The sequence below is a fragment of the Chitinophaga varians genome (genome assembly GCF_014529945.1).
GTDB classification, from domain to species: domain Bacteria; phylum Bacteroidota; class Bacteroidia; order Chitinophagales; family Chitinophagaceae; genus Chitinophaga; species Chitinophaga varians.
The window spans coordinates 1,738,649-1,765,467 of record NZ_JACVFB010000001.1 but is presented as its reverse complement, the minus strand read 5'-3'; the positions used below and the strand labels follow the sequence as shown (position 1 = coordinate 1,765,467).

Sequence of the window (26,819 nt, the reverse complement as noted above, 5' to 3'; positions counted from 1 at the left end):
CTTACAGTTTAGTGCCACAATATTTACAGTAGTCCGCATTCGCATCGTGGCCTTCACGCATGCAATGCGGACATATTCTGTGGTCCACGTCATCTTTGTCTTTCAGCCGGCTCATCTCCACAGTTACAATCCCCGTCGGCACCGCAATAATAGCATAGCCCATAATCATGATCAGTGCAGAGAAAGCCTGTCCCAGCGGCGTAATGGGCGCAATATCACCGTATCCCACCGTGGTAAGGGTCACCACCGCCCAATAAACGCTGACGGGTATACTGGTGAAACCGGAATTATGCCCCGATTCTATCACGTACATAATGGAGCCTAATACCACCGTTAGCAAAAGGATAAAGAACAGAAAGACGGCGATCTTGCGCCGGCTGTGTTCCAGCGCCAGGGCCAGTTGTTTGCTTTCGTTGAGAAAGGGTACCAGCTTAAAGATCCGGAAAATACGCATCAGGCGCAGTATACGGATGGCAAGCAGGAAATGTGCACCACCAAAGAGAAACTCCACATAGGTTGGTAATACGCATAAGAGGTCTATCAATCCGTAAAAACTGGTGATATAGGCTTTGGGGCGATAGCTGCACCATACCCTGAAGAGGTATTCGAGGGTAAAGAGAATGGTAAACACCCATTCCAATATCGTAAATATGCGATCGAACCGTTGTTGCACGCCGGCCACACTCTCCAGCATCACCACTGCCACACTGAACAGGATGAGTATCAGCAATGCGATGTCAAACCATCGGCCTGCAGGGGTGTCTGCTTCAAAGATGATATTGTGCCAGCGTTGCCGGAAAGGGGAGAGCGTTCCTGGTTCCTGTGTTGTCATGCGGTGATATTATGTTGTTCAACAATTATCCGGGTATTTATGTTTACCTGTTCGCAACCCCGCAAAAACCATGTCAGACAATATTTAAAATCATTTACGGAGAGAAAAGTATACCCATTGGCGTTAGCCACCGGCAAAATGGAGAAAAAGTGTAGGCGGGTCGTTTCCAATAGTTCCTTATCTTAGCTGTTATGCTTACAGAAATATTAATCAACTTATTTGAGCGGGACCTGAGCCGCCTGGAAGATGAAATCGCCGCCTATGATACCGAAGAAGCTATCTGGCGTGTACAGGAAGGGATTAAGAATTCCGCCGGTAATTTGTGCCTGCACCTGTGTGGGAACCTGCAACATTTTATTGGCGCTGTATTAGGCCAGAGTGGTTATGTCAGAAACAGAGACCTCGAGTTCAGCGACAAAAATGTTCCGCGGCAGGACCTGCTGGCGCTGGTAGGTGTTACCCGTCGTGTAGTGCTCACCGTTATAGTAGGCCTCTCTCCGGAAACACTATCGAAAACATACCCGGAGCGGGTGCTGGGAGAAATGACCACCAATCATTTCCTGGTGCATCTGTACGGGCATCTGAATTACCACCTCGGGCAGATTAACTATCATCGCAGGTTAACCCAATAGCCTATGCTACCGCCAACGTTTTCGCAGCGGCTGCTGCAGACATATCAACAGCTCAAAATGCTGATATGGCCTTTTATAGGGCTGGTGACCATTGTGTTGATTTTCCGCAGCATTTATAGCAGGGAAGAGGTCTATTTTTTCATCAACCGCCTGCATACCGGTTGGGGCGACTGGCTGTTTCCCCGTATTACTGAACTGGGAAGCACAGTGGCTTGCGTGGTACTGACGGTGGTACTGTTTTATTTCAACAAACGGCAGGGCGTAGTGCTGGCAGCAGCTTACCTGTTTAACTCCATGGTCAATTTTGCGCTGAAGTTTACCGTGGCTTTTCCCCGGCCGCGTCGTTTTTTCTCGGAGCGGCTGCACGATATCTATTTTGTGCCGGGCGTGGAGGTACTGGATAATTTGAGGAGTTTCCCTTCAGGGCACAGCGTATGTGCTTTTACAGCAGCCACGGTGCTTTCCTATTATGTTAAAAACAAGTACTGGTCGTGGGTATTCCTGTTGCTGGCAGCGATGGTCGCCTATTCCAGGATGTATATGAGCCAGCATTTTCTGGAAGATGTGACCGCCGGCGCTACAGAAGCCGTGTTGTTAACCATGTTATGGATTACCCTGATAAAAGACAAAGCTCCTGCCAACTGATATCAGGTCGTTTCCTGCAACAGTATCTGGTAAAGCAAGCCTGGCTTTAATTCTGCTGTGTCTATCCAGCCGATGCCGGGCGTAGGCGCTGGCGCGTGTTGGTGCGCCGGAGGTGCCGGCGTATACCGTGCCCAGATGATTTCATAACCGATATAAATGGAGGTGCTTCCCTGCCGCACATCGTCAGTATGGCCCAGCCGTCGTTCGTCGCCCGGAGCGATATTTTCGATGATGCGTATGCTGCTGGTAGTGCCGATCGGTGTACGTACGATTTGCCGTGTGGCTACCGTCACGAAGCGGTGAGAAGACGTATTGCGGATGTTGCGCAGGTATCTGGAAATGGTAAAGGCGCTGTTGGATATACCCGTGATGGTTACATCAGCGATGGCATCGTCTCCTTCAGGCGGCGCCGGAAGGGCTGGCACAGCGGGTGCGGTGAGTTTGCAGACCAGATATACGGCATACGCTGCAACACAGACAATCGTAAAATAGAGGGCCAGTACAATGTACATAAGAGGGTTAAGATTAAATCATGCTGACCAAATATACTACGACTTGATTCTCCAAATGTAAATCTGATGTTAACGTGCTGTTATTTGATAATATTATTTTCAGTATAACAGATACAGAATTAACCGCACTATTTTTTTATCAGGATTAACAATTGACTCACAAAAAAAACAGAAAGAAACCCCCAATTTTGCCTGACGTTTTTTTTAGGGTGTTTGTAACCTTGTGCTGTCTTTAGTTTTAGTTACTTATAGTAAGTGTCTGTATTACCCCTATTTTTATGAATATTTGGTTGTTACCGCTTCCGCACAAACGGCAGTCGTGCTATTTGCGTACCGGTAATAAGCGCAAGCCGGGAGAGTATCGCTATTGCTGGCGTTCAGCCTGTATAGCCATGGATGGCTATTGTGGTTAACGGCCAAAGAAAGCGATGCTCAGCCCGGCGCTGTGCCATTGAGCGTTGTAGTAAGGTAAAATAACCGTAGAGGCGTGTACGTTAGTATCCCTGAACAGTTTGCGTTGTATCCACGGGTACACCCAATATGCTGCTTTGGTACTGAGTATACCGAAGCCGGCGCCCGCCACCACATCACTGAACCAGTGTTTATTATTGTACATTCTTAAAGCACCTGTTGCGGTAGCAGCGGCATATCCGGCGATGCCGTACCAGGGGGACACGTCCTTGTATTCCTGACGCAGGAATTCTGCCGTGGCAAAAGCCGTGGCCGTATGCCCGGAAGGGAAAGAGAGATTATCGCTGCCATCAGGACGGACTTCGTGGGAGGTCCTCTTTACCAGTTCCACGGAGCCGGCGGTAAACACCGCGGAGATGCCCAGGATAATGGTGCGGTCGCGGAAATTGTGTTTGCCATGGACCCCCGCAGCATTAAGCACGTATACAGCCGCAGCGGGCGCAAATTGCAGGTAGCTGTCCACACAGGTATGAAACCCTGCATGGTCTTCCTGTATTTCCTTGTTGGTACTGTGATTGAGATCGGAGAGCGGATGCCATCGAAGGGCGGCCACACCATAGCCAATCATGACGATGGGAACAACCAGACCGGTGGCGGTGGTACGAAAAGCCGGCGCCGGGGCAGACTTTATCTCCAGATGAAAGGAGTCTTTAACGGCTGCAGAGAGGGTATCTGACGGTAACTGGGCCTTTACAGGGCTGGTCATGGCGCCCAGGGCCAGGCCAGTGGAAAGTATCATCTTTTTCATGCATCACTCCTTGACCATTCAAAAGTAAAGGCCAATTCTGGAGGAATTCTGTACTATTCACCTCCACGGTCTGTTGTCTTGGACAAGATCATCTCAGCGGTTTGTTTGGTATAACGATTATGAAAAATAAAAGTGATCAGCAGTCCCAATACGCAGCCCGCCAACACCGACAGTACCCGCCCTACGGCTGTATCCCATAAATGTGCGCCCGCTTCGTGGGTCATCACAATGATGGTGGCAGCCAACGCGGTACGGGTGGCGGTTTCCAGATTAAAAAGATTGCACAGCACCACTGTCACGCATACGGCCACACTCATGGTGATCAACAGATTGGGATGAAACAACAACAACAGAAAACCCGATATCGCTCCAATGACATTGGCTTTGATCCGTGTAACCGCCAGGGTGACAGCGTCCGAACCATCCGGGGACAATACCAGCATAACCGAAATTAATACCCAGACTACGTCGGGATAGTCGAGCAACCAGGACAGAAACAAGACCACCAGCACACCGCTTATACATTTGGCTGCATAGATCAGGATCCGTTGTATGCGTGTTCTATTCATCATTTAGCAATGTTATGAATTTTGTTACATATACCGTTAAACATATATGTAGGGTATTGAATTTAGATTCCCTACCTTTGCCGCTATTTCGTTAACCAATTGATAACCATGAGACTACGGAAACTATGCTACGTCGCGGTGCTCGCGGGGTCGTTGCAGGCCTGTATTAAGGACGCACCAATGAACCCCGAGGCCGACATTGAAACATTTACGATCGACAAGAGCCAACTAACAAGTGATGTATTTATTGACCAGGCCAATAGTACCATCAGGCTTTATCTGACTCCTGAAGCTTATGCAACGGGAATTGCACCCAGGCTAAGCCTCTCCACAGGCGCTACGGTTACGCCGGCATCGGGAGACTCTATTCATTTTGATACCGGGATTCGCCAGTATGTGGTGACCTCCGCCAGTGGTCTGAATAAAAAGACCTATAAGGTGGAAGTTGTCAACGTAGGGTACTGGAAATGGGACTTTGAAAAATGGATGATCAACGACGATTTCAAATACCAATATCCGATCGATGAGGACAGCGCCGTTACCTGGTCTTCCGGTAACCCGGGAATTGCCTATTCCGGCGTAGATGAAGACCCGATGGCATACCCGCTGCGCGCCACTACAGACGCCTATCATGGCAAATATGCAGCAGAGATGGTGACGCGTGAAGGTACAGTGCTCTCCGGGTGGGTAGGTATCAAACTGTTTGCGGGATCTATGTTCCTCGGTGTGTTCAACATAGAGAATGCATTTGCCAAACCGCTGGAAGCTACAGAGTTTGGACAACCTTACAAGGGGCAGCCGCTCCGTTTCACGGGTCACTACAAATACAAGCCCGGAGCACAGTATCAGGACAAAGCGGGTAATATTATCCCGGGTATGATTGACTCCTGCGCCGTTTACGCGGTATTATACACCGGTACTACCCGCCTGAATGCGACGAACATCCACAACTCTGACCGGATCGTGGGTACAGCTTATCTGCCGGACGGCTCCGCCCGGGAGAACTGGACCCGCTTCGATATTCCCTTCCAGATGAAGAGGAAAGTTGACAACAACGAGAAATTGATGATGGCCATCGTAGCCTCTTCCAGTAAGGACGGCGACAACTACAAAGGCGCTATCGGTAGCCGATTGGTACTCGATAGCCTGGAAATTATTCACGAATAAAGACCTGTTCAACCCATGAATATAAAAATGAAAGGATTGCTGGCTGGCCTGTTACTCGCAGCAGGACAACTCTCCGCTCAACAGACCTATAAAACATCTGACTTTAAGCCTCATCTGGAACACCGGATTGTAGCGGGATTTAATTTCGGCGCCACTGCGCCGGCAGGACTACCCAATACCATCCGTAAAATCAACAGCTACTGGCCGGAATTCAGCCCTTCGCTGGGATATGAGCTGGCTTACCGCATTACCCCGAAATGGGGCGCCGCCCTCGGTGTAAAGCTGGATTACAAAGGAATGAGTACCAAAGACGAGGTGCTTTATTTCCCTACTATCATCACTACGGATGATGGAGGGACCTTTGCTGGTGACTTCTCCGGTAAAAATAAAACCACCGTCCGCAATGCCTATGTGGTGTTCCCCCTCAGCGCTACCTTTGCGCCCAATAACAAATGGCGCTTCAACCTGGGAGGGTACGCCGCCTGGCTGTTCAGTTCCAATTTCTACGGCAGCGTATCAGATGGTTATATCCGCAATGGTGGACCTACCGGCGGAAAGGTGATCATCGATCATGCTACTTTCGATTTTGGTACGGATGTCCGCAAGTTTGACATCGGCCTGCAAGGTGGCGCCCTGCGCAAAGTAGGCAACAAACTGGAAGTGATGGGGAACCTGAACTGGGGTTTAAGACCAGTGTTTGCCAACGACTTCAAAGGTCTGGACTTCCCGCTGTACAATATCTACCTGACGCTGGGAGTAGCGTATAAAATCTAGTGATATAAAACGACAAAACGAAAGCGCGAAGACACCCGTCTTCGCGCTTTCGTTTTTAAACAATCCTTTTGTTTCATTGTTGGAAATAGACTGAATCTCACTTTATGGCCAGCATTACCCCCATTAGAAATCCGAAAAACGATCACCTGTTGACACCCGATAATTCGGCCTTAATCATCATCGATTATCAGCCGGTGCAGGTTTCTTCCATCAAATCCATGGACCAGGACTGGCTGGTGACACAGATTGTACGGGTGGCAAAAACAGCCAGGCTGTATCATCTCCCGATTATCTTATCCACGGTGAACGTAGCAACGGGCAGAAACAAGGAAACAATTGCTCCTTTAAAGGAACAGTTGAAGGGGGTACCATCCTATGATCGTACCAGTATCAATGCCTGGGAAGACAAAGAATTCCTGGAGGCCGTAAAAGCCGCTAACCGAAAGAAACTGATTATGACAGCATTGTGGACGGAAGCTTGTCTTACATTTCCGGCCATCGATGCGCTGAAGGAAGGTTATGAGGTGTTTCCCGTTGTGGATGCGGTAGGTGGTACATCAGTAGAGGCGCACGCCACCGCGCTGCGAAGAATGGAACAGGCCGGAGCACAGGCGATATCTGTAAATCAGCTTATCTGTGAGCTGCAACGGGATTGGAACCGGGATGCGACAGTGGATGGTTTTGCTGAAGTGTTGTTTAAAGAAGGGAAAATACACTAGCAGACCAGCAATCATTTAAAAAAAGCCAACCTGAAAAGTAACTTTTACTTTTTAGGCCGGCCTTTTTTCTTTGCGCTATTTGCTCACTTCGTGTCTTTGCGTGAGCCTTTTGCGTGAACTAGTATTTTGCGGGCTGACCAGCCTTCGGCAGCGATTTCCGGATAAACTCACGGATGTCTTCATTGCCTGTTGCCAGATCATCTTTCCGGAGATACATCATATGTCCGCTGCGGTAGCCTTTCCAGGACAGACGGTTTTTCAGCCTTCCGCCGGGATCCAGTTGCCACATGCTGTATTTCGCATTGAAGTAGTCACAGGCGCCGTCATAGTAACCAGACTGTATCATCACGTGGAGATATGGATTAGCCGCCATCGCCTGACGAAGGTTCTCGCCGGTCCTGTCATTGGCGCGGTCCCATGGATGCACCGGACCAAACATCATGTATTTGAGATCGGTGGTGAACTTCAGCTCATCGCGCAGGTAGATGTTCATCGCAGGCGTAAAGGCATGCAGCCAGGACGTCAGCTCGGCATTGTAATCAGGAGAGGCGCCGGCGTCTTCTTTATCCTGTCCCAGATAGCGGGAATCCAGGCGGCCTACGGTATAACCGCGGTCGCGGAGCAGTTCTTTCCAGAAGAAATCTACCGGTACGTTGAGGTTGTGCTGCAGGATCACTTTTTCGGAGAGACCGGAATAGCGGGCCATGCGGGCAGCGATGTCTTTTCTTTTCTGTTCATCCAGGAAACCGCCCTGGCTGATGGCAGGTATCAGTTCCTGAATGGTGAAGTTCTCCACTTCCGGCAGCATGGCTGTAAGGTCTTTCTGCTGGAGGTCGGCGCCCAGTGCTTTATGATACCATGCTGTGGCGGCGAAATAGGGCAGTGACAATGCTGCGTCCACCGGACCGCTCCGCGCGATACCCAGATCGGTAGGCGATACCAGGATGACACCGTTGAGATACATCCACTGAGCATTTTGCAGTTCCAACGCCAGCCCGGATACCCGGGTGGTACCATAACTTTCCCCGATGAGATATTTCGGAGAGGCCCAGCGGCTGTGACGGGAAACGAATGTATTAATCCATTCGGCCAGGTATTTTATATCGGCGTTGGTGCCGAAAAATTTGTCCCGTGGCGCGTCTTTATTAATTCTGGAATAGCCGGTATTGGCCGGATCAATATATACGATGTCTGCTATGTCGAGAATAGACTGTGGATTCTCCCGTATCCCGTATGGCTGTATGGGATATCCCTCGTCGTCGATATTCAGCAGGCGGGGACCGGTGTAAGCGATCTGCATCCATACAGACGGCGTGCCGGGGCCACCGTTGAAGGAAATGACCAGTGGACGGGAAGCCCGGTCTTTTACGTCTGTTCTTTCATAATAGGTGTAGAAAAGGCCCGCAACGGTTTTGCCGTCCTGGTCCCATACAGGCTGTGTGCCGGCGATGGCTTTGTAGGGAATCTTCTGTCCTTTAACGGTCACGTCGTGATAGCTGGTGACAGCAGTGTCCGCGCTGAGGGAGAGTACCGGGTTGGCGCCGGTGATTTCTGCTCTGGGCGCCGGTTTGCCGGAAGGCGGCGCCTGTTGGGCCTGTGCTATGGATGACAGACCGGTAAGACCAGCCACAAATAAAGGCATCCAGGCCTTGTTGAATACGCTCATAATTAGATTAGATATTTGGTGATAAGCTGTTGTAGCTGCTATTTATAACCAAATATCGGGAAATCCAAACCGGTCATCCCTTTCCTGTTTACTTCAGCTGAAAGTCAGAAGGCCGTTTGCCTACCAGTTTGAAGAAAGTATTACTGAAAGCCGATACGCTGTTGTAGCCGGTGTCCCAGGCAATTTCACTGATCGTCTTTTCTGTCTCCAGCAGGTATCCCATTGCTTTGATCATACGCGCCAGTTTCAGGTATTGGAAAAATGAGATGTCCATAGTGGACCGGAAAAGCCGCGTCAGGGTGCGTTCGCTGATGTTGAACTCCGTGCTGATGGTTTCAAGCGTCAGTGGTTCGGCCATGTTTTCGTTGATATACCGCAACACAGGCTGCAGCCGCTTATTATCGGTGGTAGGCAGGTTAATAGGCAACGGAGATGTACTGATGTCCGGCAGGATGTTTTTAATGGCCTTTACAAAACGATAGCCGTTGGAACCGGGCAACACGTCCTTGTCCCATTTGGTAGTATAGAGGATCATCTCCAGCAGCAGGTTGTTCACCGGATAGATCCCGGTTTGACGATAAAACGGTACCTGCTCATCATCTTCATCTTTAAAGAAGTAGATCGTACGGACAAAATTGGCCGGATACCGGTGCGCAAAATAATGTTCCACACCCGCCGGTACCCACATGTAATGCCTTGCAGGCAGGAAATAAGTCTTATCCCTGGTATATAAAAAAGCTACGCCGCCCTCAACATAGGTGAGTTGTCCTTTGTTATGTTTATGGAAGGGAAAGTGATGCTCCGTTTTCCAGTGCCATATGTAGGCGGATTCCGGTATCCTGTCCACTTGCTCAATGATCAGTTTTGGTTTAAATTCTTCCATTTGGCCGGATTTAGCAAATTAATGGCAATTTATAACAAATAATTTTACCGGGATGAATTGAACTTTGCAACTTCATCAGAATCAATATGTCTTCAATTAGTAATAAATGGCTTGCGGGAATAATGCTCTCTGCATTATTGGCCGGTAAAACAGCCGTTTGTCAGAACCCTGAGCAGATCCCCCTAACGTTAACGGATGTATGGAATAAGGCTGCCGTGTACAACAAACAACTACAGATGCAACAGCTACGGGTAGCTGGTGCGCAGCAGCAGGTCAAGGCTGCGATGGACGAGCGACTGCCGGAGATAAAAGCCAGCGGGTCTTATTCCAGGGTGTCCAACCTGCCCATGTATGAAAAGGGTATTTTCAACGCCCCCACACAGTTTCCGGTAGTGCATCAGTCATATTCCGTCGGCGCAGATGCTTATCTCAACGTATACAACGGTGGCAAAACATCCCGCGAAATCACGGTGAGGCAGACAGAGAGCGAACTGGCGGCGGAACAGCGCAACATGACCAACGCGGAAATCAGATATAAAGCAGCGGCTTATTATCTCGATATATACCGGTACCGCATGTACGAAAAAGTAATGCTGCAGGACATCCGTGACCGGGAGAAAGAACTGGAAGAGATCAGACAGCTGCTGAAAAATGGTGTGGTGCTGAAAAGCGATGTGTTGCGCGCTGAACTGAAACTCTCCAAACAGAAAATGACGTTGCTGGAAATCAGGAACAGCCTCATCATCGCCAACCAGCGGCTGAATATTATGATCGGGCAGCCGGACAGCATCGACAACCGGTTGGCGCTGGACACGCTGTCACTGGCCGCTGTCCCGGAAAGAGATTACAATGGCTACCTCGCGGAAGCATATGAACATGCCTTTGCCTTTAAGATTTCCGAGAAGGAAACAGCACTGAGTGAGCTCAGACTCAAAGAAGTAAAGTCCAATATCTTACCTAAAGTAGGACTGTTTGCGGAGTACTCTTACGCCTATCCGCAGATCCTGTTCTATCCATATGCTATCAGTCTGTATGGCCTTGGACAGGTAGGGGTAAAAGCCGGTTTACCCATCTCAGCGCTGTATCAGAACAAACACAAAAAAGAAGCGGCCAAAATAGCGCTGGAGCGGCAGGAGATAGAGCATGCTGACACGAAAGACAAAGTCAGGGAAGAAGTACGCGCCGGATATCTCCGTTATACAGAGGCACTGGAACGTATCCGCGTGGCGCAGGAGAACATTCTGCAGGCGCAGGAAAATTTCCGGATCGTGAACAACACCTACTTCAATCAGCTCTCCCTGCTGACAGACCTCCTGGACGCAGAAACGCAGCTGTTGCAGTCCCGCTTCGATCTCACCAATGCGGAAGTAACGGCACAATTACAATACTATCAATTATTGAAAGCAACAGGCAACCTTTAATATATGAGCAACACACACACGAACACCAACACAAACAAAACAGACAGGATTATATCGAGGATCACTACTGTGGTTGCCTCCATTGTGGTGATATGTCTCGCCATATGGGGCATAAGAACGTTGTTGCATCAATGGAAATATGAAGAAACCAACGACGCACAGGTCGATGAGTATATCAACCCGGTCGTGGCCAAAGTCACCGGCTATGTGGAGTCTATTCGTTATGAAGAAAATCAGGAAGTAAAGAAAGGAGATACGCTGTTAATCATAGATAACAGCGAATATGCCGCCCAGCAACAGGAAGCGGATGCCGCGCTCCTCAACGCAAAAGCGCAGGTGGGCGTGATCCAGAGTAACGTCTCTACTTCCTCCGAATCCGCTAAAGTATACCAGTCCCAGATTGCCGCGGCCAAAGCCAGGCTGCACAATCAGGAGCAGGAATATGATCGCTATAAAAAACTCTACGATGCTGAGTCAGCCACCAAACAACAATTGGAAAAAGTAGAAGCAGCACTGGCGGTGGCCCGCTCTGATTACAACACCGCGATAGATGCTTACAATGCGGCCCTCGCCAAAATCAACGACGCCCGCGTACAGGAAAACGCCCTGGAAGCTGAAATCAAAAGGAGAGAGGCAGTCGTAAAAAACAGAGACCTCACCGTTTCCTATACGGTCATCACAGCGCCGTACGACGGCAAGATGGGCCGCCGTACCATACAGCCGGGCCAACTGATACAAGCCGGTCAGACACTGGCCTATATTGTGGACTGGGAAGCCGGTAAATGGGTGGTAGCCAATTTCAAGGAAACACAAATCCGCCACATGTTTATCGGTGAAACGACCAACATCGTGGTAGATGCTTTCCCGGGAAAGACTTTCACCGGAAAAATAGAATCATTGTCAGGGGCCACCGGTAGCCGGTTTTCACTGCTGCCGCCAGACAATGCTACGGGTAACTTCGTAAAGATCGCGCAACGTATTCCCGTACGGATACGGCTAAACGGTACGCCGGAAGAACTGAAAGCACTTTCGGCCGGCATGAGTGTAAACGTTTCTGTCTCTAAAGCCCGTCGCTAATCATGAGTAAAGGTAATCCCATATTCAGGTCATGGGCGCCGGAATGGCTGGTCAGGCTGACGATCTTCCTGGTGATGTTTCCTACCGTGATGCTGTTTGCCCTGTCTACTGCCAATATCAGCGCGGCCACAGGGTTCTACGGCGTAGAGCCGGCAGATATACAGTTCTCCATGCTGCTGTATTATGCCGCACTCGCCAGTTTCACGCCGCTGGAACGCCGCTTTTTCAGCCGCGTGTCCACCAAAGAGTATTTTCTGATATGCCTGGTGTTACAGGTGCTGATCAGCTACGGGTGTTATCATACCCGTTCGCTGACCGTCCTATTTGCAGGCCGGTTTCTGCAAGGGGTGGTGAATTGCGGCGTGACCAGTATCTGTCTGACATTGCTCTTCGGGCGACTAAAATCGGAACACGCGCGGGAAACAGGATATGCCATTTTCTATACCATGATCCTGTGCTCGGCTTCCCTCACCTCATTGGTGACCGCTCCATTGGTTGACAACTTCGAATACAATGTTCTGTATAAGATGATCATCTACACCTTTGTGCCCGGCGGGATATTATTATTGCTGCTCATGAACAAAGTGCACCTGGTCAGGAAAACGCCGCTGTACCAGCTGGACTGGGCCAGTTTCTTCCTGTATAGTCCCATGCTCATTTTGATAGGGTACGTTGTCACTTATGGTCAGCAATACTACTGGCTTCAGGACAATACAATTGTCTGGAGTCTCATCGCTATTGTTTTTCTGGCGATTGTATTTGTAGCCAGACAACTCACACGCAAGCGGCCTTTTATACACCAGGAGGTATTTCAGTCGAGAGCTTTTCTGTTCGGTATTTTTCTGATTGGTATGTTGTACCTGATCAGGGGAGCCTTCTCCATTACCACCAGTTATTTCTCTACGGTATTGGGAATGGACCCGATCAATCTGTATGAGCTGCTCATCTATAATATTGTGGGAATTATCATGGGGGCAGTTATCTCGGGCCGACTGATCATCAAAAAAAGACCGCTTCAGTTTATCTGGCTGGCGGGTTTTTTCCTGTTATTATTGTTTCACGGGGGGATGTATTTCCTCTTTGCCGCTGAAGCCGATATGAACACGTTTATCATACCGTTGCTGTTACAGGGCATGGGGGCGGGAATGGTATTTACGCCGATACTGCTGTTCACCATTTCTTCAGTGCCGACAGACCTGAGCCAGTCAGCCGCCGCGGTAGGTGTATTTATCCGCTTTGCTTTTTTCGGTATCAGTACCGCGTTGATTAATTATTTCTCATTGTTTTATTCCGGCACGCATGCGATGCGTTTGAGCGATCATGTGTCCCGTGCGGACAACGGTTTACAGGAACGGCTTAATCTGTATCAGTCGGCCTTGCATGCACGTGGCATGGAGCCGGATATGGCCAGTCGCGCGGCGACGGGGCTACTGGACAAAGCCATCAGGAAACAAGCCTTCCTGAAATATGCGATGGATTATAACGAGATGGTAGTGATGTTGATCCTTGGACTGATGCTGCTCATTATTATGGCGCCGTTTATTAATCGTACGATCATCGACGTGAAGGCCAAACAGCCCGCTGCGGCTACGTTCTAGTTTTGTATGAAGTGGAAATTTATAATCAGCTGATGCTGATGGAGATATAGCTATTAAAAGAAAAGACGCATGAACTGCGTCTTTTCTTTTTTGAATGGTTGGTGTTGATTTTTATCAGGGCAAAAGCGCTTTCAGTTTTTTGTCCAGCGCTTCTCCTTCTAGTTTTTGTGCGATGATTTTGCCTTTCGGGTCCAGCAGGAAGAGTGTCGGCAACACCTGTACGTTGAAGGTGTTTTTGGATACCTCGCCTTTATCATCGTGCATTTGCGGCCATGGATTGTTTTCATCCTTTAAGGCTTTCAACCAGGCTGCTTTGTCGCGATCTGTGGAGATGCTGAGTATCTCAAAGTTCTTGTCTTTGTATTGTGCGTACAGCTCACGCATATGCGGGAAAGCTGCGCGGCAGGGACCACACCAGCTGGCCCAGAAATCTATCAGCACGTATTTACCTTTGTAGTCGGAGAGCTTAACGGCTTTTTCCAGTTCATTCTTCAGGGTGAAGTCGGCCGGCGTAGCGCCGTTAACGCTGAGTTTACGGGCGGCGATCTCTGTTTTAACCGCTTCGCCTTCGCGCAGCGCTTTTATCGCAGGCGTGAGTTGCTGGTACAGCATCGTCAGCGTCTTATTATCGAGAGAGCCGCTGTTGCGTTGTAAGATGACCGCGGAGGCGTAAGAGCCGGGGTTCTTGCTTACATAATGGCGTACCAGTTTTTCCATGGCAGCTTTCTCCATCGCTTCCATTTCCGCGGCGGCTGCAACGTTCGGGTTTTTGCTGTACAGACTTTTCATCACATCGGCCCCATACTTCTGCTTCATCGTAGCTTCGATGCCGTCAAAGGTTTTATCCATTTCATCAGTGAAGGCAGCATATACTTGTTGTGCAGCGCCGTCAGTGGAGGAATAATGGGTACCGTTGCTGTCTATGCGGGCTACCACATGATAGGTGCCGGGCTTGTCGATCAGAATGGCCTGCGGCGCATAACCACCCCGTACTCTGGAATCGTACAGGGAAGCAAACAACTGCCGATAAGGCGCTTCGAAAGGGACCTCACCGGAAAAGCTTTTGTTGGTAACGGTCATGGAGTCGTAGCGGTCCGGATTACGGGAGTACATGTCTATGCGGTCATAGCCACGGGTATCACCGACAACGGTGCCTTTAATGACAACAGTCTTTTGTTGTGCATAGGCCCCTGTGCTTAAAGCGGTGAACAGCAGCAGGATACGGGCGCTGGTTGTAATTTTTTTCATATTGATTGATTAAACGGTTGGCACTGTAAATTAATCCCATTCCGGATTTTGTTTCAATTCTTTTCCGGCCGGGTACTTATTCAGTACTTCCAGCGGAATAGGGAACATATACATCTTGGGCGCGATAAATATTCTGTCTTCAATTTTAGAACGGGTATATGTACGTTTGCCGTTGGCCACGGTGATCACCATGCCGTATACCGGTTGACCCAGCAGCTGTGGCCCTTTTTTCCAGCGGCGCACATCAAACCAGCGTTGTCCTTCGAAGGCCAGTTCCACGGTCCTTTCCTGCTCATATTTCTCCCAGGTCATTTCGCCTGCGGGAATAACGGGCATACCAGCGCGGGTACGGATCAGGTTAACGTAGGTGCGTGCTTCTTCCACATTGCCCAGTTTTAACTGACATTCGGCATAGTTGAGGTACACTTCGCCCAGTCGCATGATGATACAGTTGTTCAGATTAGGATTGGAGATGCCTTTGAGATCGTAGGTGGTGTCCAGGAACTTTTTCAGATAGTAGCCGGTAGCGGTGCCACGCTCTGATGGATTGGCGGCGCTGCCTTTCTGCAAATCCAGTATCTCTCCACGGAACATCATGCCGTCATACAGTACGCTGCTGTAAAGGCGGGGGTCGCGGTTGTCATAAGGACGCTCAGGATTATAGAGCGGAGATTCGTTCCATGATTTGCCATCTTTCATCTGAAACGCATCGACGATGTTTTGTGTTGGATCATTGACACCACTGGCGAAGCCGGTGAAGTTGCGCGGATATTCATAGTCGTTCAGGTCATGTTTTTGTTTGCTTTGCAGACTGCCGAACTGTTTATCGAAAATGACCTCCACATTATTATCATTCCCTGGTTGAAACATGGATTTAAAATCAGGGAACAGTTTGTACTGGTTGAGGTCTATCACCTGTTTGGCTGCGGCAGCTGCGCCCTGATAGTCCTGTTCATTGAGCAACAGCCGGCATTTCATGGCATAGCAGGCGCCTTTTGTGGCGCGTCCTGTCTGTGCCTTGTCGGTGTAAGTGGCGGGAAGGAGAGACGCGGCTGTTTCCAGGTCTTTCAGGATAAAGTTGACACATTCTTTATTGGTAGCGCGTGGGATGGCTAATTCATCATTCAGCCCCAGCGATTTGTCAACAATAGGGAATGCCCCGAAATAGGCATAGATGTCCATATAAAAGAAGGCGCGCAGGAAATAGGCTTCGCCGCGCATCCTTTGTTGTAGCGCCGCGCTGAAAGGGGCAGCCTGCAGTTGCTCCAGCAGGGTGTTGCATTTACGGATGCTGGCGTAGTTGTCGATCCAGTTGTCTTTAAATACGGCGGTGGCGGAATTGTATTGAGCAAAATTGACCAGTTGACCATCCAGCTGAGGGCGATTGGATTCGCCTTCATCGGTATAACTCATCATCAGGTCGCTGCCGGCTCTGTCGTACTCGGTGATCATGCCGGAGTATATGTTGGCGATGTAGAGGTTTACCAGGCTGCTATCTTTCCAGATGAGTTCATCGGTAAACCGGTCTAATGGGCCTTTGTTCAGAAAATCCTTCTGACATGCCGTAAGACAGTAGGCGGTAAGCAAAAGGAGGTATGCATATTTTTTCATGATGGCTGTTATTGGTTGTTTACAGTTGAATGTTGAGGCCAGCGTTGTAGCTCCGTATGATCGGATAGGGGACAATATTGCTGGCAGCTGCCACCGGATCTATTTCCGGATCTATTTGTTTCAGTGGGCTAAAGGTGAGCAGGTTATTGCCATTGAGGTATACCCTTACACCCCTGATGCCTGCGCGGCGCAGCCATTGGTCAGGCAGATTATAGGCCAGCTCGGCGTTCTTCAGGCGGATGAAAGATGCGTTGTGCAGCCAGTAATCGGAGTTCTCTGTATTGTTGGCGTAGGTAATGGACAACCTCGGAAAGGTAGCGGTGGGATTCTCCGGTGTCCAGTAGTCTTTGTGTATCTCCTGCGGATGCCCGTCAGCAGTGAATGGGAAGGAATAAGCGCCATATACGTAAGCCATGACGTTACCATTTCCCTGCCAGAGAAGGTTGAGCTCAAATCCTTTATAGCGGCCGCCCATAGCGATACCATATTGTATTTCAGGATAACCGCCGTTATCAGTTACGATCTTGTCGTTGTTGGTAATTTTGCCATCCCCGTCAATATCTACATACCTGATGTCGCCTGCAGCAACGTTGGGATACAGCGGTTTGGGGCCTTTCTCTACTTCCGCCTGCGACTGGTACAGCCCATCTGATACGAATTTCGGTTTATAGGCGTTACCAGCGGGCTTCATGGAAATAGGCTTGCCGGTTAAGCGCTGCCATTCAGGAATGGTGCTGGCTTCAGGATAATACACTACTTTGTTGCGGGCGAAAGTGACATTAGGTTTCACATAGTAGGTAAACTTGCCCGCTTTGCCGTTGTAACCAACGCTGATCTCAAAACCACGATTATCTACGATCCCTGCATTTTCTACCGGCAGCTTAATACCAACAACATCTGGTACGGCCTGCGCACGGGGAGCAAGGATGTCTTTGGTCCGTTTGTAGAAATAGTCAGCAGTGATACTGATCTGGTTGTCCCATAACTGCATATCGAAGCCTACGTTGCTCATGACTGCTTTTTCCCAGGTGAAGTTGGGGTTGGGCAGTACATTCTGTTCCAGGCCCTGATAGTATACCGGATTGGTGCCACCGAAAGAGTAGCCGTGGCTGACACCATATTTATCCGCACCTACCAGGCTATAGCTGGCGAGGAACTGGTAAGGATCTACGCGGTCATTACCCAGCTGTCCCCAGGACCCGCGTAATTTGAGATAATCAACAAGACTTCTTTGCGGGAAGAAGTGCTCTTTGGAGATTACCCAGCCGGCGCCCACAGAAGGGAAGAAGCCAAAGCGGCCGCCCTGTGGGAAGATGTCGGATCCATCATACCGGAAGTTCATCTCCAGCAGGTATTTCTGTTGGTAGTCATAGGTAAAGCGACCAACAACCCCTTGTCTGTACTGACGGCTGGCGGTTCCCGCTACCGATACGTTGGTAGGGTCAGCGGCATTGAGTATTTCCAGTGCCGGCGATACAAAATTTCTGCCGGTGGCGCCGAAGTAACGTTCATTAAAAACAGTCTGCGTATAGAGCAGCATACCGCCTACATGATGGTCTTTAAATGACCGGTCATAGTTAACGGAGAACTCGCTGGTGGCATAATAGTTTTGTCTGGTGCCCTCTGACAGCTCAGGAGCAGCCGGCTGGTTGTTGGCCTTCTTCATTACACCCGCGTTGTCCATCGTATACAATGCATAAGGCTTTGAGAAGCTTCTGGTGTTGAGCACGTTCCTGTCGTACGCGAAGGTGCCCTTGAAGGACAGGCCTTCTACGAATGGCAGCTTGTATTGTAAGGAGAGTGTTCCGGTAAAGGTGTTATTGTTGTTCTGCATGTAACCATCTTCCCCTCTGGACTGCTGATAGGCGTTACCTCTGGCTGCCGGGACAAACCCGTATAGTCCGTTGCTGAATTGATTAACATAATAGGGGGGACTGGAGATTGCCATTTTCACGATCTGGGCCCCGCCACTGCGGGTGTCTTTGCTGTCAGACATGATGCCCGCCATTTTAACGTCGAACAACAGGCCTTTGGCTATCTCGGTTTGAAGATTAGTACGGACATTATATCGTTTGTAATTTACCGCCGGGTAGAAACCACCTTCATTGTTATAGCCGGCAGATACAAAATAGCGTGTTTTTTCGTTGCCGCCGCTCACAGACAGATCGTACCGTTGTTGTACAGAAGTGGGAGCGAGTATATCGTTATACCAATCCGTGTTTGGATAACGATCTGGGTCGCTGCCAGTCCTGAATTTTTCGAGCACTTCATCTGTATAGCCCTTTCCTAAAGCGGGATTGAAGCTATTTTCATTTTTGAGTGCCTGATTGTAGAGTTGAGCATATTCGTAGGAGCCGAGTGGTTTGAGCGGACGTGTTTGTTGCTGAACAGTGAGGTTGCCGCTGAAACTGATAACGGGTTTACCAGACCGGCCGCCTTTGGTAGTAACGAGGATAACGCCGTTGGCCGCTCTGGCGCCGTATACCGCAATAGCCGAGGCGTCTTTCAGTACGGAAATGGTTTCCACATCAGCAGGGGCGAGATCGTCCAGGTTTCTGTTGGGGATGCCGTCAATTACCACCAGTGGTTCGGAGTTGTTAGTGGTGCTGATGCCACGGACATAAAAAGTAGAACCTTTGCCCGGGGCGCCACTGGCTTTGGAGACAAACAAACCGGGCGCACGTCCGGCCAATGCGTCGGTGACCCTTGCCACAGGTGCTTCTGTGATTTCTTTACTGCTAACAGTGCTGACAGCGCCCACCACTTTGGCTCTTTTTTGTTCGCCATAACCTACTACCACGACTTCTGTCAGTTCTTTGGAGGAGCTGATGAGCTTTACATTTACCGGTGCGGGGCCGGAGGTCTGTATTTCCTGTGGTGTGTAGCCTACGCCGCTGATCATTAATTTTTTATTGGCCGCATTGGGTATGTTGAACACGCCGTCTGCGTCCGTATAGGCGCCACTGGTAGTACCTGCCACCTGTACGCTGATCCGTTCCAGGGGGGCGCCTTTCTCATCTGTTACACGTCCTCTTGCAGGAGATACCGTAACTGCCGGAAGCGGCTGTGATGCATCGTCTCCTTTGGGAGTGCCGTCTGCGGCCAGGATGTTATTGCTTTTGTCTTTATTGACCGTGATGGCATAGTAGTCCTTTTTAATATAAAGGAACAACAGCCCGTTAGGGTAGAGGATCGCCTTCAGCTGGTCTTCCACGCTCTGGCTGCCGGCGTGTTCCGGATTAAAGGAAGTGTATTTTTCGGCGGCCAGTGTTTTGTCATAAACAAAAGTGACGCCGTACTTCTTTTCCAGCTTTTTTAATGCCACATCCACGGTCATTTTTTCCTGCCGTTGTTTACCGGTTGGTACGGTTTGCTGTGCCATGGCCCGTTGCGAAAGGGTAGTGGCGTTCAGGCAAAGCAATACCATTCCCATAGGGAAGAATAAGACTTTCCTCATCGTTAGTTGGTTTTTATGATTTTGGTTAGCTGTCGCTAGTCCTTGTTCTGCATACAGTCAGCGCGTATGGTGGGTGTGCTCCGGACTGAATGATTGGTGTTTGTTACAATTTTTATTTTCGGTTACTGAAATACATAGTATCGTTTCTGCGGCTGATTTGTATGTCGAGGACATTGGAGATAATAAAGAGAATGTCTGCTTTGTTCTCCAGATATATAATACCCTCTATTTTTCTTTGCCTGATTTTATCATCGTTTACTACTATTTTTTCTCCGTAGTTATTTTCCAGAATGTCTATGATGTCGGACAGGGGGGCGTCTACCAGTGTGAGTTTTCCCTGTACCCAGCTGCTATAGCTGCTGTCTGTTCTGGAGGAAGAAACCTGTTTGTCCTGTGCGTCGTATTCCACGAGGTCGCCGGGCGACAGGATCCTGCTTGTCTGCTGCGGATCATGAAAATCGACACGGACTTTTCCCGATTGCAGGAATACAGCGGTCCTATGGCGGCGTTGCTTCAGATCGAAGGTGGTGCCCAGTACGGTAACATCGGCGTCAGATGTATGTACTACAAAGCCGGCGGCTTTCTTATCCTGGTTCACCCGGAAATAAGCTTCGCCATGGAGCCAGGCTTCCCGTAGTTGTCCATTGGGAGAGCGGCGATAGGTCAGCGTGGAGTTGGCCTGCAGCATAACAAGTGAACTGTCAGGGAGTACGACCTGCCTGGTTTCCCCCAAAGCGGTGGAGACCTTCAGGGTGGTTTTTTCCCGCCAGGTGTACCAGGCTATGGTGCCGACACAGGCCAGCAAGCCAGCCCAGATGGCAGCATTGCGCCACGACAATAAAGCGTATAGGCGTCTGCGTTTAACGGGTTCGTGGCGCAGTTGCGAGATCGTCTGCGAGAACCGGTGATACGATGCGGTTAATGTTTCTTCTGTTGGCTGATGTGCTACAAAACGTATCTGTAAAAGCAATTGCCTCGCGGTCTCCGCCATAGCAGCACGTTCCGGAGCACCTGACATCCATTTTTTCCATTGTGCCGCTGCTATTGGATCGTTCTGTAATACCCATCTCACAAAAGAAGGGTCACCCACAAGAGCGGTCACACTGTATGTTTCATGGTCCGGTTGGTCGCGTTGCATCCTGATTTTCGCTGTTTACTGATATATAAGTCTGCACAGGGAGATATTACCCCATGAAAACAAAAGTTTTTTTAAAAAATTTGTTACTGCCGGATAAACAATAACCGAAGCATAGGTAGCAGCAGGTAGAAGGGGATGTTAACCAATTGTTTCAGCTCCTCCAGTGCACGGGCCATGAGTTTGTAGGTGGCTTTAACGGAAATATCCATTACCGTAGCAATTTCATCGTACTGCATGTTTTCATAGAAGCGAAGGTAGACGGCTTCCCGCTGCCGTGGCGTGAGTTGTTGCAAAGCCTGTTGTATCGCTGTTTTCAGCTGCTGGTCCTGTTCGCGGAGAATCAGAAAGTGATCCGCGCTAAATTCGGGAGTATTGGCGTGGCTGGCGCGCTCTTCGCGTTGCATCCGCCTGATGGCGTCCTCATGATAGCGGAACAACTTGCGGCGAAAGCTGCTGTACACATAACTTTTGCTGGCATCTATGGCTGGGTTTCGGCTGTGGGCCTGCCATAAGGATACAAACACGTCATGAATGGCGTCCTCTATCAGACTATTATTGTCCGTCAGTTTCCTGCCGTAGTTGTACAACTGCTTGTAATAATCCTTATAAGCGGCTGCCGCCTCTGCGGACTCCGGAGCATTAAATATAACGTTGATATTCCGTTGTTCATTAGTGTCCATCAGCTGGGCTAAAGATAGAAATTTTCCGGTTATTATCTTGAAGACCAATGTGTAGACGGTGGATAACAGGGAAGAAACAGAAAATTTTTTGTCAGAACGGTAGACTTTTTTATTTTTGTATTGATCATTACAAAAATGAGAGGAAGACCAACAACACATGACAATGACGAAGTTATCTTAAAAGCCCAGGAGGTTTTCTGGGAGAAGGGATATAGTGCTACGTCTTTACAGGATCTGCAGACAGCCACACAGATGGGGAGTGGTAGTTTGTACAACACATTTAGGGGCGGAAAGAAGGAGCTCTTTTCAAAAGCGCTGCAGCAGCGGCGGGAAGCCTTTCTGGCGTTTAAAAAGGAGATGAAAAAACACGAGGCGCCGGTGGAGCTGATCAAAGATTTTTTTAGGAGTTTGGCCGCAGCAGATGAACACACCCATATGAGAGGTTGCATTGTGGCCAACACCGTGACTGCCCTTGCCTTTGTAGACAACGACCTGGAGGCGGAGGCGGTGAATATTCTGAAAGACGTGGAACGGATGTTTACGGAGACCATCCGGGAGGCCCAGCGGGCTGGCACTATTGCCAATCCTGCGGATGCTGCTGTTTTAGGAAGATACCTGATCACCTGTTGGAACGGGCTTAACGTGACCAGGAGAATGCATCCCAACAAGGAGAAGCTGAAAGAACTGATTGATATACAGCTCAGCGTCCTGACTTAAAATTTTTTACCAATTTTTGTAATGATCATTACAAAAAGATATTCAGATCGAAATATGGATTTACAATTAGCATCAAAACGCGCGTTCATCAGCGGCTCTACACAAGGAATCGGATTCGCGATAGCACAGCAGCTGGCACAGGAAGGTGCCCGGGTCATTATTCATGGAAGAACACCAGTCAAAGTAGAAGCGGCCGTACAAAGACTCACAGCGTGCTGCCCGGAGGCCGTGGTATCGGGCATTGCAGCGGACCTGGCCATCCCGGAAGAGATGGAATCGTTGCTGCAACAGCTGCCTGCAGTAGATATTCTCGTCAACAATGCGGGCATATTTGAAGTGAGAGATTTTATGGAAATAACGGACGAACGTTGGCTCCATATGTTTAATGTAAATGTCATGAGTGCGGTAAGGCTCTCACGACACGTACTACAGGGAATGCTGTCCCGCAACCAGGGCCGTATCGTTTTCATCAGCAGTGAGTCAGGGGTCAATATCCCGGAAAACATGATGCACTACGGCACCTCCAAAGCGGCCATGATGGCGTTTAGCAACGGACTGTCGAAATTGACCAAAGGAACACAGGTGACGGTCAACACGATTCTCGGTGGCCCTACCTATTCAGAAGGCGTTGCCATGGCAGTGGAACATATCGCCGCTACACATCAGTCTCCCGTAGCCGCGATAAAACAGCAGATCATGCAGCATACGAATCCTCATTCATTACTCGAACGTTTTATAGAGCCGGCAGAAATTGCCAGCTTAGCTGTATATCTTGCCAGCCCATTATCGGCGGCCATTAATGGGGCCTCTATACGGGCGGACGGTGGTGTGCTGAGAACGCTGTAATCCGGGCTGAGCTTAAGGTTCGTCAGAAATATGCGATTCTCAGCGCCTTCGTAAAATACTCCTGAACAAGCTGAGAATCGTTTATTTCGTATATAGGTGCTGGTTATATCAATAATCAGAAATAAGCCACTTCGAAATTGGTGGGCTTATGCGGAAATCGTATCTTCGCCAAATCCTTTCCGGGAGATCTTTTCCCGGGATCATTGCTAACCCTTCATTTTTCCAGCGCTTACAGCTGGCATAATCGTTTCTAACCTTTGCTACTTTAGTTGATAGGGCAGTTTGCGTTATACATCTGTTGTATAGTGTATTCTAACCTGTTTCTAGTTCTTTGACAGTCCCGTGATCACGCGCATTGCGTTACTATTTTGTATGGGAGAGAAGAGGAAAAGCCATATAGTTCGTGTCCTCGTTTCGATCAGGCGGCCATCGGTGGAGAAATTCTGCCCCGAAGCCCTAAAAAACTGATTCTTAAGTCAAATAACGACCGGACTACATATAAACTGTCGGCTATTTATAATCTTCTCTTTTTAATGGATTTCTATATTTAACATAATGTTTATTATAGGAATATTTGAGGGCTTGGAATTTGAACTTCCCAACAGCGAATAAGTTTCTAACGAAACGGGCGGAAATTGACTTGAAATGAAGCCTCTGTGGCTCGTTTATACGAATTTGCACTGTACTGAAGTACGGATTATTCGATTCTCAGCGCCTTTAATTTTGGGTGATAATTGGGGTGATTCCACTCGTCTTTTCAACGCAGCGCCATGCCCTATCTTTATATTACCAGCCCGACCTATTTTTTCTGTTATCTTCTAACCTAACACCCACTAATGAAAAAGATATCAACCGTTATAGCTGCCGTCATCGCAATTATAGGCATTGGCGGCGCTTATGCCTCAACGACCGCTTACCATGGTTCAACTGACCGGATATTTACAGTATACAAATGGTACACGCCGGACAGCGTGGAGGTTTTCGACGCGACTATCGACGATGCTATATTATTCTCAGGCTGTAATGCGCTTTACGATGTCTGCCTGATCGGAAAAACCAATTTTGGCAGAGAGGTGTATTTGTACCGCAATTGGCAGTAAAAAGTACCCACTATTTACATCCCTTAAAAACTATCGTTATGCAAAAGATTAAAATTGCTTTCGCTGCTCTTTCCGCTGTTGCGGGCTTTGGTGGCGCATACGCATCTACCTGTCAGGGATCCGGCAACAGAAACGCCACCCTTTTTAACTGGTATAAGTATGAAGCTCCTTTCAACCGGGTCTACACAGCGAAATCAATTGAGGATGCCAAAGTGGCTTCGGGTTGCACGGCTTTGGTTGGAGTAAATTGTTTGTATGGAACGGCGACTGATTCCGGCGGGGTTACCACTTATACATTACATAAGCCTTAACGATTAAACACGGGAACAAACAAAAGTGCCGCCGGGCCCCATGCTCCGGCGGTGAAAAAAATTATGCCATAAAAGCGATGAATTCAATCACTTCTCCATCCAGCCCGTACACCAGTGCGTTACGAACTTTCAAGGGCGGCTGACCCAGCGATAATTCCCCAGGTGCAACACAACTCGTAGCGCCGAGAGATAATGCGTGAGCGTACGCCGCTTCTACATCCGCTACGGTGAGCGCCAAATGCAACAATGCGCCTGCCACAACGCTTTCTCCGGGTGCTTTGCGGCGCCCCTGCGTGGCAATATGCGCATCTTTATCGAAGATCTCTATAAACGACCCGGTACCTGGAATCTGCAGCAGCGCGGCATTTGTAATGTTATACTCTGGCAACGTCCAGGTATGAAATGGCTCAAGGCCCAGCTCTTCATAAAATCTGCAGGTGGCAAAGAAATCATTGGCCTGGATGGCAAGATGATGAATGCCGGTGATATTCGTCTTCTTCATAGGGCAAACATACTACAAGATAAATACACGAACATCGGACTAACAAAATTGTTAGCACCCAAATAAGCCACCATGGCTCTTTTATCGTTCAAATTTAGATACAATCAACTTCTGAGAGGCATAAATTCCGGAATGGCCGCTAAAATAATAAGCGGTAAAACACGCTACCGCAAAGTAAAGCACGTGGTCAGCGCCAAAGAGTTCGACACCCATCAGTGTACAGGCTAGCGGAGTATTGGTAGCTCCGGCAAATACAGCGATGAATCCCAGTCCGGCGAAGAGGTCAACCGGCGCGCCGAGTAATATGGCCAATGTGTGGCCCAGCGCGGCGCCCATAAAAAACAGGGGGGTCACCTCCCCTCCTTTAAATCCCATTCCCAGCGTCACGGCTGTAAAAACGAGCTTCCACAGCCAGCTCCAGTCAGAAATATGACCGGTATCCTTAAAAGCATTGACAATACTGATGCCATCAGGTGATTGGCTGTAAACGCCTAATCCCAGATAGTCACGGGTGCCAACGATAAAAGTCATGGCGATGATCATCAGGCCACCTACTACAGGAATCAACCAGGGTATTTTAATATAGGTGTTCGCGTTATGTTTGATGGCATGTATCAGCCAGGAGAATAAAAAGCTGGTCAGCCCGAAAGCGACGCCCACAACAATTACTTTCAGCAGCAGCAGCAGATCGGCCTTCACAAAAGGTACATAAGGCGTCAGGTGTGTACCGGTATATAATATCTCATAATGCGTATGGGAGATCCCCCAGGCCGCACACACCACATCGGCCAGCACAGCGGCAATCAGACAGGGCACCAGCGCATCATATCGCATGGCGCCGATGGCCAGTACTTCCAGGGCGAAAACGGTCCCCGCGATGGGTGTACCAAATACGGCTCCGAACCCTGCGGCGATACCTGTCATTAATAAAATACGTATATCCTTGTGGGTTAGTCCCAGCGTTTTCCCGATCCAGGCGGCCATACTACCACCTATCTGCACCGCGGTACCTTCCCGTCCGGCGGAACCGCCAAACAGATGGGTGATGACGGTGGTCAGCAATACCAGCGGCGCCATTCTCGCGGGCACACCGCCACCCGGCTGGTGTATCTCGTCCATGATCAGGTTGTTGCCTTTCTCAGCGTTCTTACCACCCAGGCGGTACAACCAATAAATCAGTACGCCCGCTACTGGCAATAGATACAGCAGCCATCCATGCTCAAAACGGATGTTGGTGGCTTTATCAAGCAACCATAAAAAGAGGGCTACCAGGCTGCCAACAATCAGGGCAACAGGTAATACCAATACTGTCCACCTCAGCAGCTGATACGCTACTGTTACTTGTTCCGGTTTATTCTTGTGTTGTTTCATGTCCTACAAACAGCAGTTTACGACGACACTTTCGCATCGTCAGGTTCGTTTTGTAGGCGCCATCAGTTCCGGAGGACCCGAAACGGTTCTGAGCAGGAAGACACCATTTCCTGTGCCGCAAAAA

Annotated in this window: 25 protein-coding genes and 1 riboswitch; of the genes, 12 read left to right on the top strand and 13 right to left on the bottom strand. The window is 49.2% G+C overall.

All coding sequences use genetic code 11. The annotated features are described in order from the left end of the window. Position 1: 1 nt before the first annotated feature. Complete coding sequence (locus tag ICL55_RS06760) at positions 2–832, bottom strand: ion transporter (RefSeq protein ID WP_188095259.1); 831 nt, start codon at positions 830–832, stop codon at positions 2–4. A 191-nt stretch (positions 833–1,023) separates the two neighbouring features. On the opposite strand from ICL55_RS06760, the gene ICL55_RS06755 reads away from it, so the two are divergent. Continuing rightward, positions 1,024–1,464 (top strand): DinB family protein, encoded by a 441-nt coding sequence (locus ICL55_RS06755; RefSeq protein WP_188095258.1) that lies wholly within the window; start codon positions 1,024–1,026, stop codon positions 1,462–1,464. Between the two features lie 3 nt (positions 1,465–1,467). Beyond that, positions 1,468–2,109: a phosphatase PAP2 family protein gene (locus ICL55_RS06750; RefSeq protein ID WP_188095257.1), complete on the top strand. Its 642-nt coding sequence runs from the start codon at positions 1,468–1,470 to the stop codon at positions 2,107–2,109. Positions 2,110–2,111: 2 nt separating this feature from the next. Here the strand turns inward: ICL55_RS06750 and ICL55_RS06745 are convergent, their stop codons facing one another. The 3 genes from ICL55_RS06745 to ICL55_RS06735 all read right to left on the bottom strand — a co-directional run bounded on the left by ICL55_RS06745 (position 2,112) and on the right by ICL55_RS06735 (position 4,412). After that, positions 2,112–2,621, bottom strand: coding sequence for a hypothetical protein (locus tag ICL55_RS06745; protein WP_188095256.1), 510 nt, complete (start codon positions 2,619–2,621; stop codon positions 2,112–2,114). Positions 2,622–3,030: 409 nt separating this feature from the next. Further along, positions 3,031–3,840, bottom strand: coding sequence for a phosphatase PAP2 family protein (locus ICL55_RS06740; RefSeq protein WP_223151343.1), 810 nt, complete (start codon positions 3,838–3,840; stop codon positions 3,031–3,033). Between the two features lie 53 nt (positions 3,841–3,893). Next, positions 3,894–4,412 carry an FUSC family protein gene (locus ICL55_RS06735; protein WP_169226439.1) on the bottom strand — a complete coding sequence of 173 codons (519 nt, stop codon included), beginning with the start codon at positions 4,410–4,412 and terminating at the stop codon, positions 3,894–3,896. Positions 4,413–4,517: 105 nt separating this feature from the next. Between ICL55_RS06735 and ICL55_RS06730 the strand changes: the two genes are divergently transcribed. From ICL55_RS06730 to ICL55_RS06720, 3 genes are all read left to right on the top strand, one after another. Further along, a complete protein-coding gene (locus tag ICL55_RS06730) occupies positions 4,518–5,576 on the top strand; it encodes a PCMD domain-containing protein (RefSeq protein WP_188095255.1) in 1,059 nt (352 codons plus the stop codon). A gap of 15 nt (positions 5,577–5,591) precedes the next feature. After that, on the top strand, positions 5,592–6,350 hold the full coding sequence (locus ICL55_RS06725; RefSeq protein ID WP_188095254.1) for an outer membrane beta-barrel protein: 759 nt from the start codon (positions 5,592–5,594) through the stop codon (positions 6,348–6,350). Between the two features lie 104 nt (positions 6,351–6,454). Continuing rightward, the gene (locus tag ICL55_RS06720) at positions 6,455–7,069 is read left to right on the top strand and encodes a hydrolase (RefSeq protein WP_188095253.1); all 615 of its coding nucleotides are present in this window, start codon (positions 6,455–6,457) and stop codon (positions 7,067–7,069) included. 118 nt (positions 7,070–7,187) lie between these two features. On the opposite strand, the gene ICL55_RS06715 is transcribed toward ICL55_RS06720, so the two are convergent. After that, positions 7,188–8,735: a S10 family peptidase gene (locus ICL55_RS06715; protein WP_246496161.1), complete on the bottom strand. Its 1,548-nt coding sequence runs from the start codon at positions 8,733–8,735 to the stop codon at positions 7,188–7,190. A gap of 88 nt (positions 8,736–8,823) precedes the next feature. Beyond that, positions 8,824–9,618 carry a helix-turn-helix domain-containing protein gene (locus tag ICL55_RS06710; RefSeq protein ID WP_188095252.1) on the bottom strand — a complete coding sequence of 265 codons (795 nt, stop codon included), beginning with the start codon at positions 9,616–9,618 and terminating at the stop codon, positions 8,824–8,826. Positions 9,619–9,740: 122 nt separating this feature from the next. On the opposite strand from ICL55_RS06710, the gene ICL55_RS06705 reads away from it, so the two are divergent. The 3 genes from ICL55_RS06705 to ICL55_RS06695 are packed head-to-tail and all read left to right on the top strand — an operon-like array spanning position 9,741 to position 13,714. Beyond that, positions 9,741–11,039 (top strand): TolC family protein, encoded by a 1,299-nt coding sequence (locus ICL55_RS06705; RefSeq protein WP_188095251.1) that lies wholly within the window; start codon positions 9,741–9,743, stop codon positions 11,037–11,039. A 3-nt stretch (positions 11,040–11,042) separates the two neighbouring features. After that, positions 11,043–12,116 carry an HlyD family secretion protein gene (locus tag ICL55_RS06700; RefSeq protein ID WP_188095250.1) on the top strand — a complete coding sequence of 358 codons (1,074 nt, stop codon included), beginning with the start codon at positions 11,043–11,045 and terminating at the stop codon, positions 12,114–12,116. A gap of 2 nt (positions 12,117–12,118) precedes the next feature. Next, the gene (locus ICL55_RS06695) at positions 12,119–13,714 is read left to right on the top strand and encodes an MFS transporter (RefSeq protein ID WP_188095249.1); all 1,596 of its coding nucleotides are present in this window, start codon (positions 12,119–12,121) and stop codon (positions 13,712–13,714) included. Between the two features lie 114 nt (positions 13,715–13,828). Here the strand turns inward: ICL55_RS06695 and ICL55_RS06690 are convergent, their stop codons facing one another. The 5 genes from ICL55_RS06690 to ICL55_RS06670 all read right to left on the bottom strand — a co-directional run bounded on the left by ICL55_RS06690 (position 13,829) and on the right by ICL55_RS06670 (position 21,848). After that, on the bottom strand, positions 13,829–14,962 hold the full coding sequence (locus ICL55_RS06690; RefSeq protein ID WP_188095248.1) for a TlpA family protein disulfide reductase: 1,134 nt from the start codon (positions 14,960–14,962) through the stop codon (positions 13,829–13,831). A gap of 30 nt (positions 14,963–14,992) precedes the next feature. Continuing rightward, the gene (locus ICL55_RS06685) at positions 14,993–16,573 is read right to left on the bottom strand and encodes a RagB/SusD family nutrient uptake outer membrane protein (RefSeq protein ID WP_188095247.1); all 1,581 of its coding nucleotides are present in this window, start codon (positions 16,571–16,573) and stop codon (positions 14,993–14,995) included. A gap of 19 nt (positions 16,574–16,592) precedes the next feature. Then, the gene (locus ICL55_RS06680) at positions 16,593–20,030 is read right to left on the bottom strand and encodes a SusC/RagA family TonB-linked outer membrane protein (protein ID WP_188095246.1); all 3,438 of its coding nucleotides are present in this window, start codon (positions 20,028–20,030) and stop codon (positions 16,593–16,595) included. A gap of 112 nt (positions 20,031–20,142) precedes the next feature. Beyond that, positions 20,143–21,168 carry a FecR family protein gene (locus ICL55_RS06675; protein WP_188095245.1) on the bottom strand — a complete coding sequence of 342 codons (1,026 nt, stop codon included), beginning with the start codon at positions 21,166–21,168 and terminating at the stop codon, positions 20,143–20,145. Between the two features lie 83 nt (positions 21,169–21,251). Continuing rightward, entirely contained in the window at positions 21,252–21,848 is a 597-nt protein-coding gene (locus ICL55_RS06670; RefSeq protein WP_188095244.1) for an RNA polymerase sigma factor, read from the bottom strand. A gap of 135 nt (positions 21,849–21,983) precedes the next feature. Here ICL55_RS06670 and ICL55_RS06665 point away from each other — a divergent pair, with 135 nt between their 5' ends. The 4 genes from ICL55_RS06665 (at position 21,984) to ICL55_RS06650 (ending at position 24,822) form a co-directional block, all read left to right on the top strand. Further along, positions 21,984–22,565, top strand: a complete 582-nt coding sequence (locus tag ICL55_RS06665; protein ID WP_188095243.1) for a TetR/AcrR family transcriptional regulator — start codon at positions 21,984–21,986, stop codon at positions 22,563–22,565. Between the two features lie 54 nt (positions 22,566–22,619). After that, complete coding sequence (locus ICL55_RS06660) at positions 22,620–23,411, top strand: SDR family NAD(P)-dependent oxidoreductase (protein ID WP_188095242.1); 792 nt, start codon at positions 22,620–22,622, stop codon at positions 23,409–23,411. 836 nt (positions 23,412–24,247) lie between these two features. Beyond that, complete coding sequence (locus ICL55_RS06655) at positions 24,248–24,511, top strand: hypothetical protein (protein ID WP_188095241.1); 264 nt, start codon at positions 24,248–24,250, stop codon at positions 24,509–24,511. 38 nt (positions 24,512–24,549) lie between these two features. Then, positions 24,550–24,822 (top strand): hypothetical protein, encoded by a 273-nt coding sequence (locus ICL55_RS06650; RefSeq protein ID WP_188095240.1) that lies wholly within the window; start codon positions 24,550–24,552, stop codon positions 24,820–24,822. Positions 24,823–24,883: 61 nt separating this feature from the next. Here ICL55_RS06650 and ICL55_RS06645 read toward each other — a convergent pair whose 3' ends face one another. Beyond that, on the bottom strand, positions 24,884–25,324 hold the full coding sequence (locus tag ICL55_RS06645; protein ID WP_188095239.1) for a VOC family protein: 441 nt from the start codon (positions 25,322–25,324) through the stop codon (positions 24,884–24,886). A gap of 81 nt (positions 25,325–25,405) precedes the next feature. After that, a complete protein-coding gene (locus ICL55_RS06640) occupies positions 25,406–26,695 on the bottom strand; it encodes a voltage-gated chloride channel family protein (protein ID WP_188095238.1) in 1,290 nt (429 codons plus the stop codon). Between the two features lie 46 nt (positions 26,696–26,741). Then, a riboswitch (Fluoride riboswitch) is annotated at positions 26,742–26,815 on the bottom strand. Positions 26,816–26,819 lie beyond the last annotated feature (4 nt).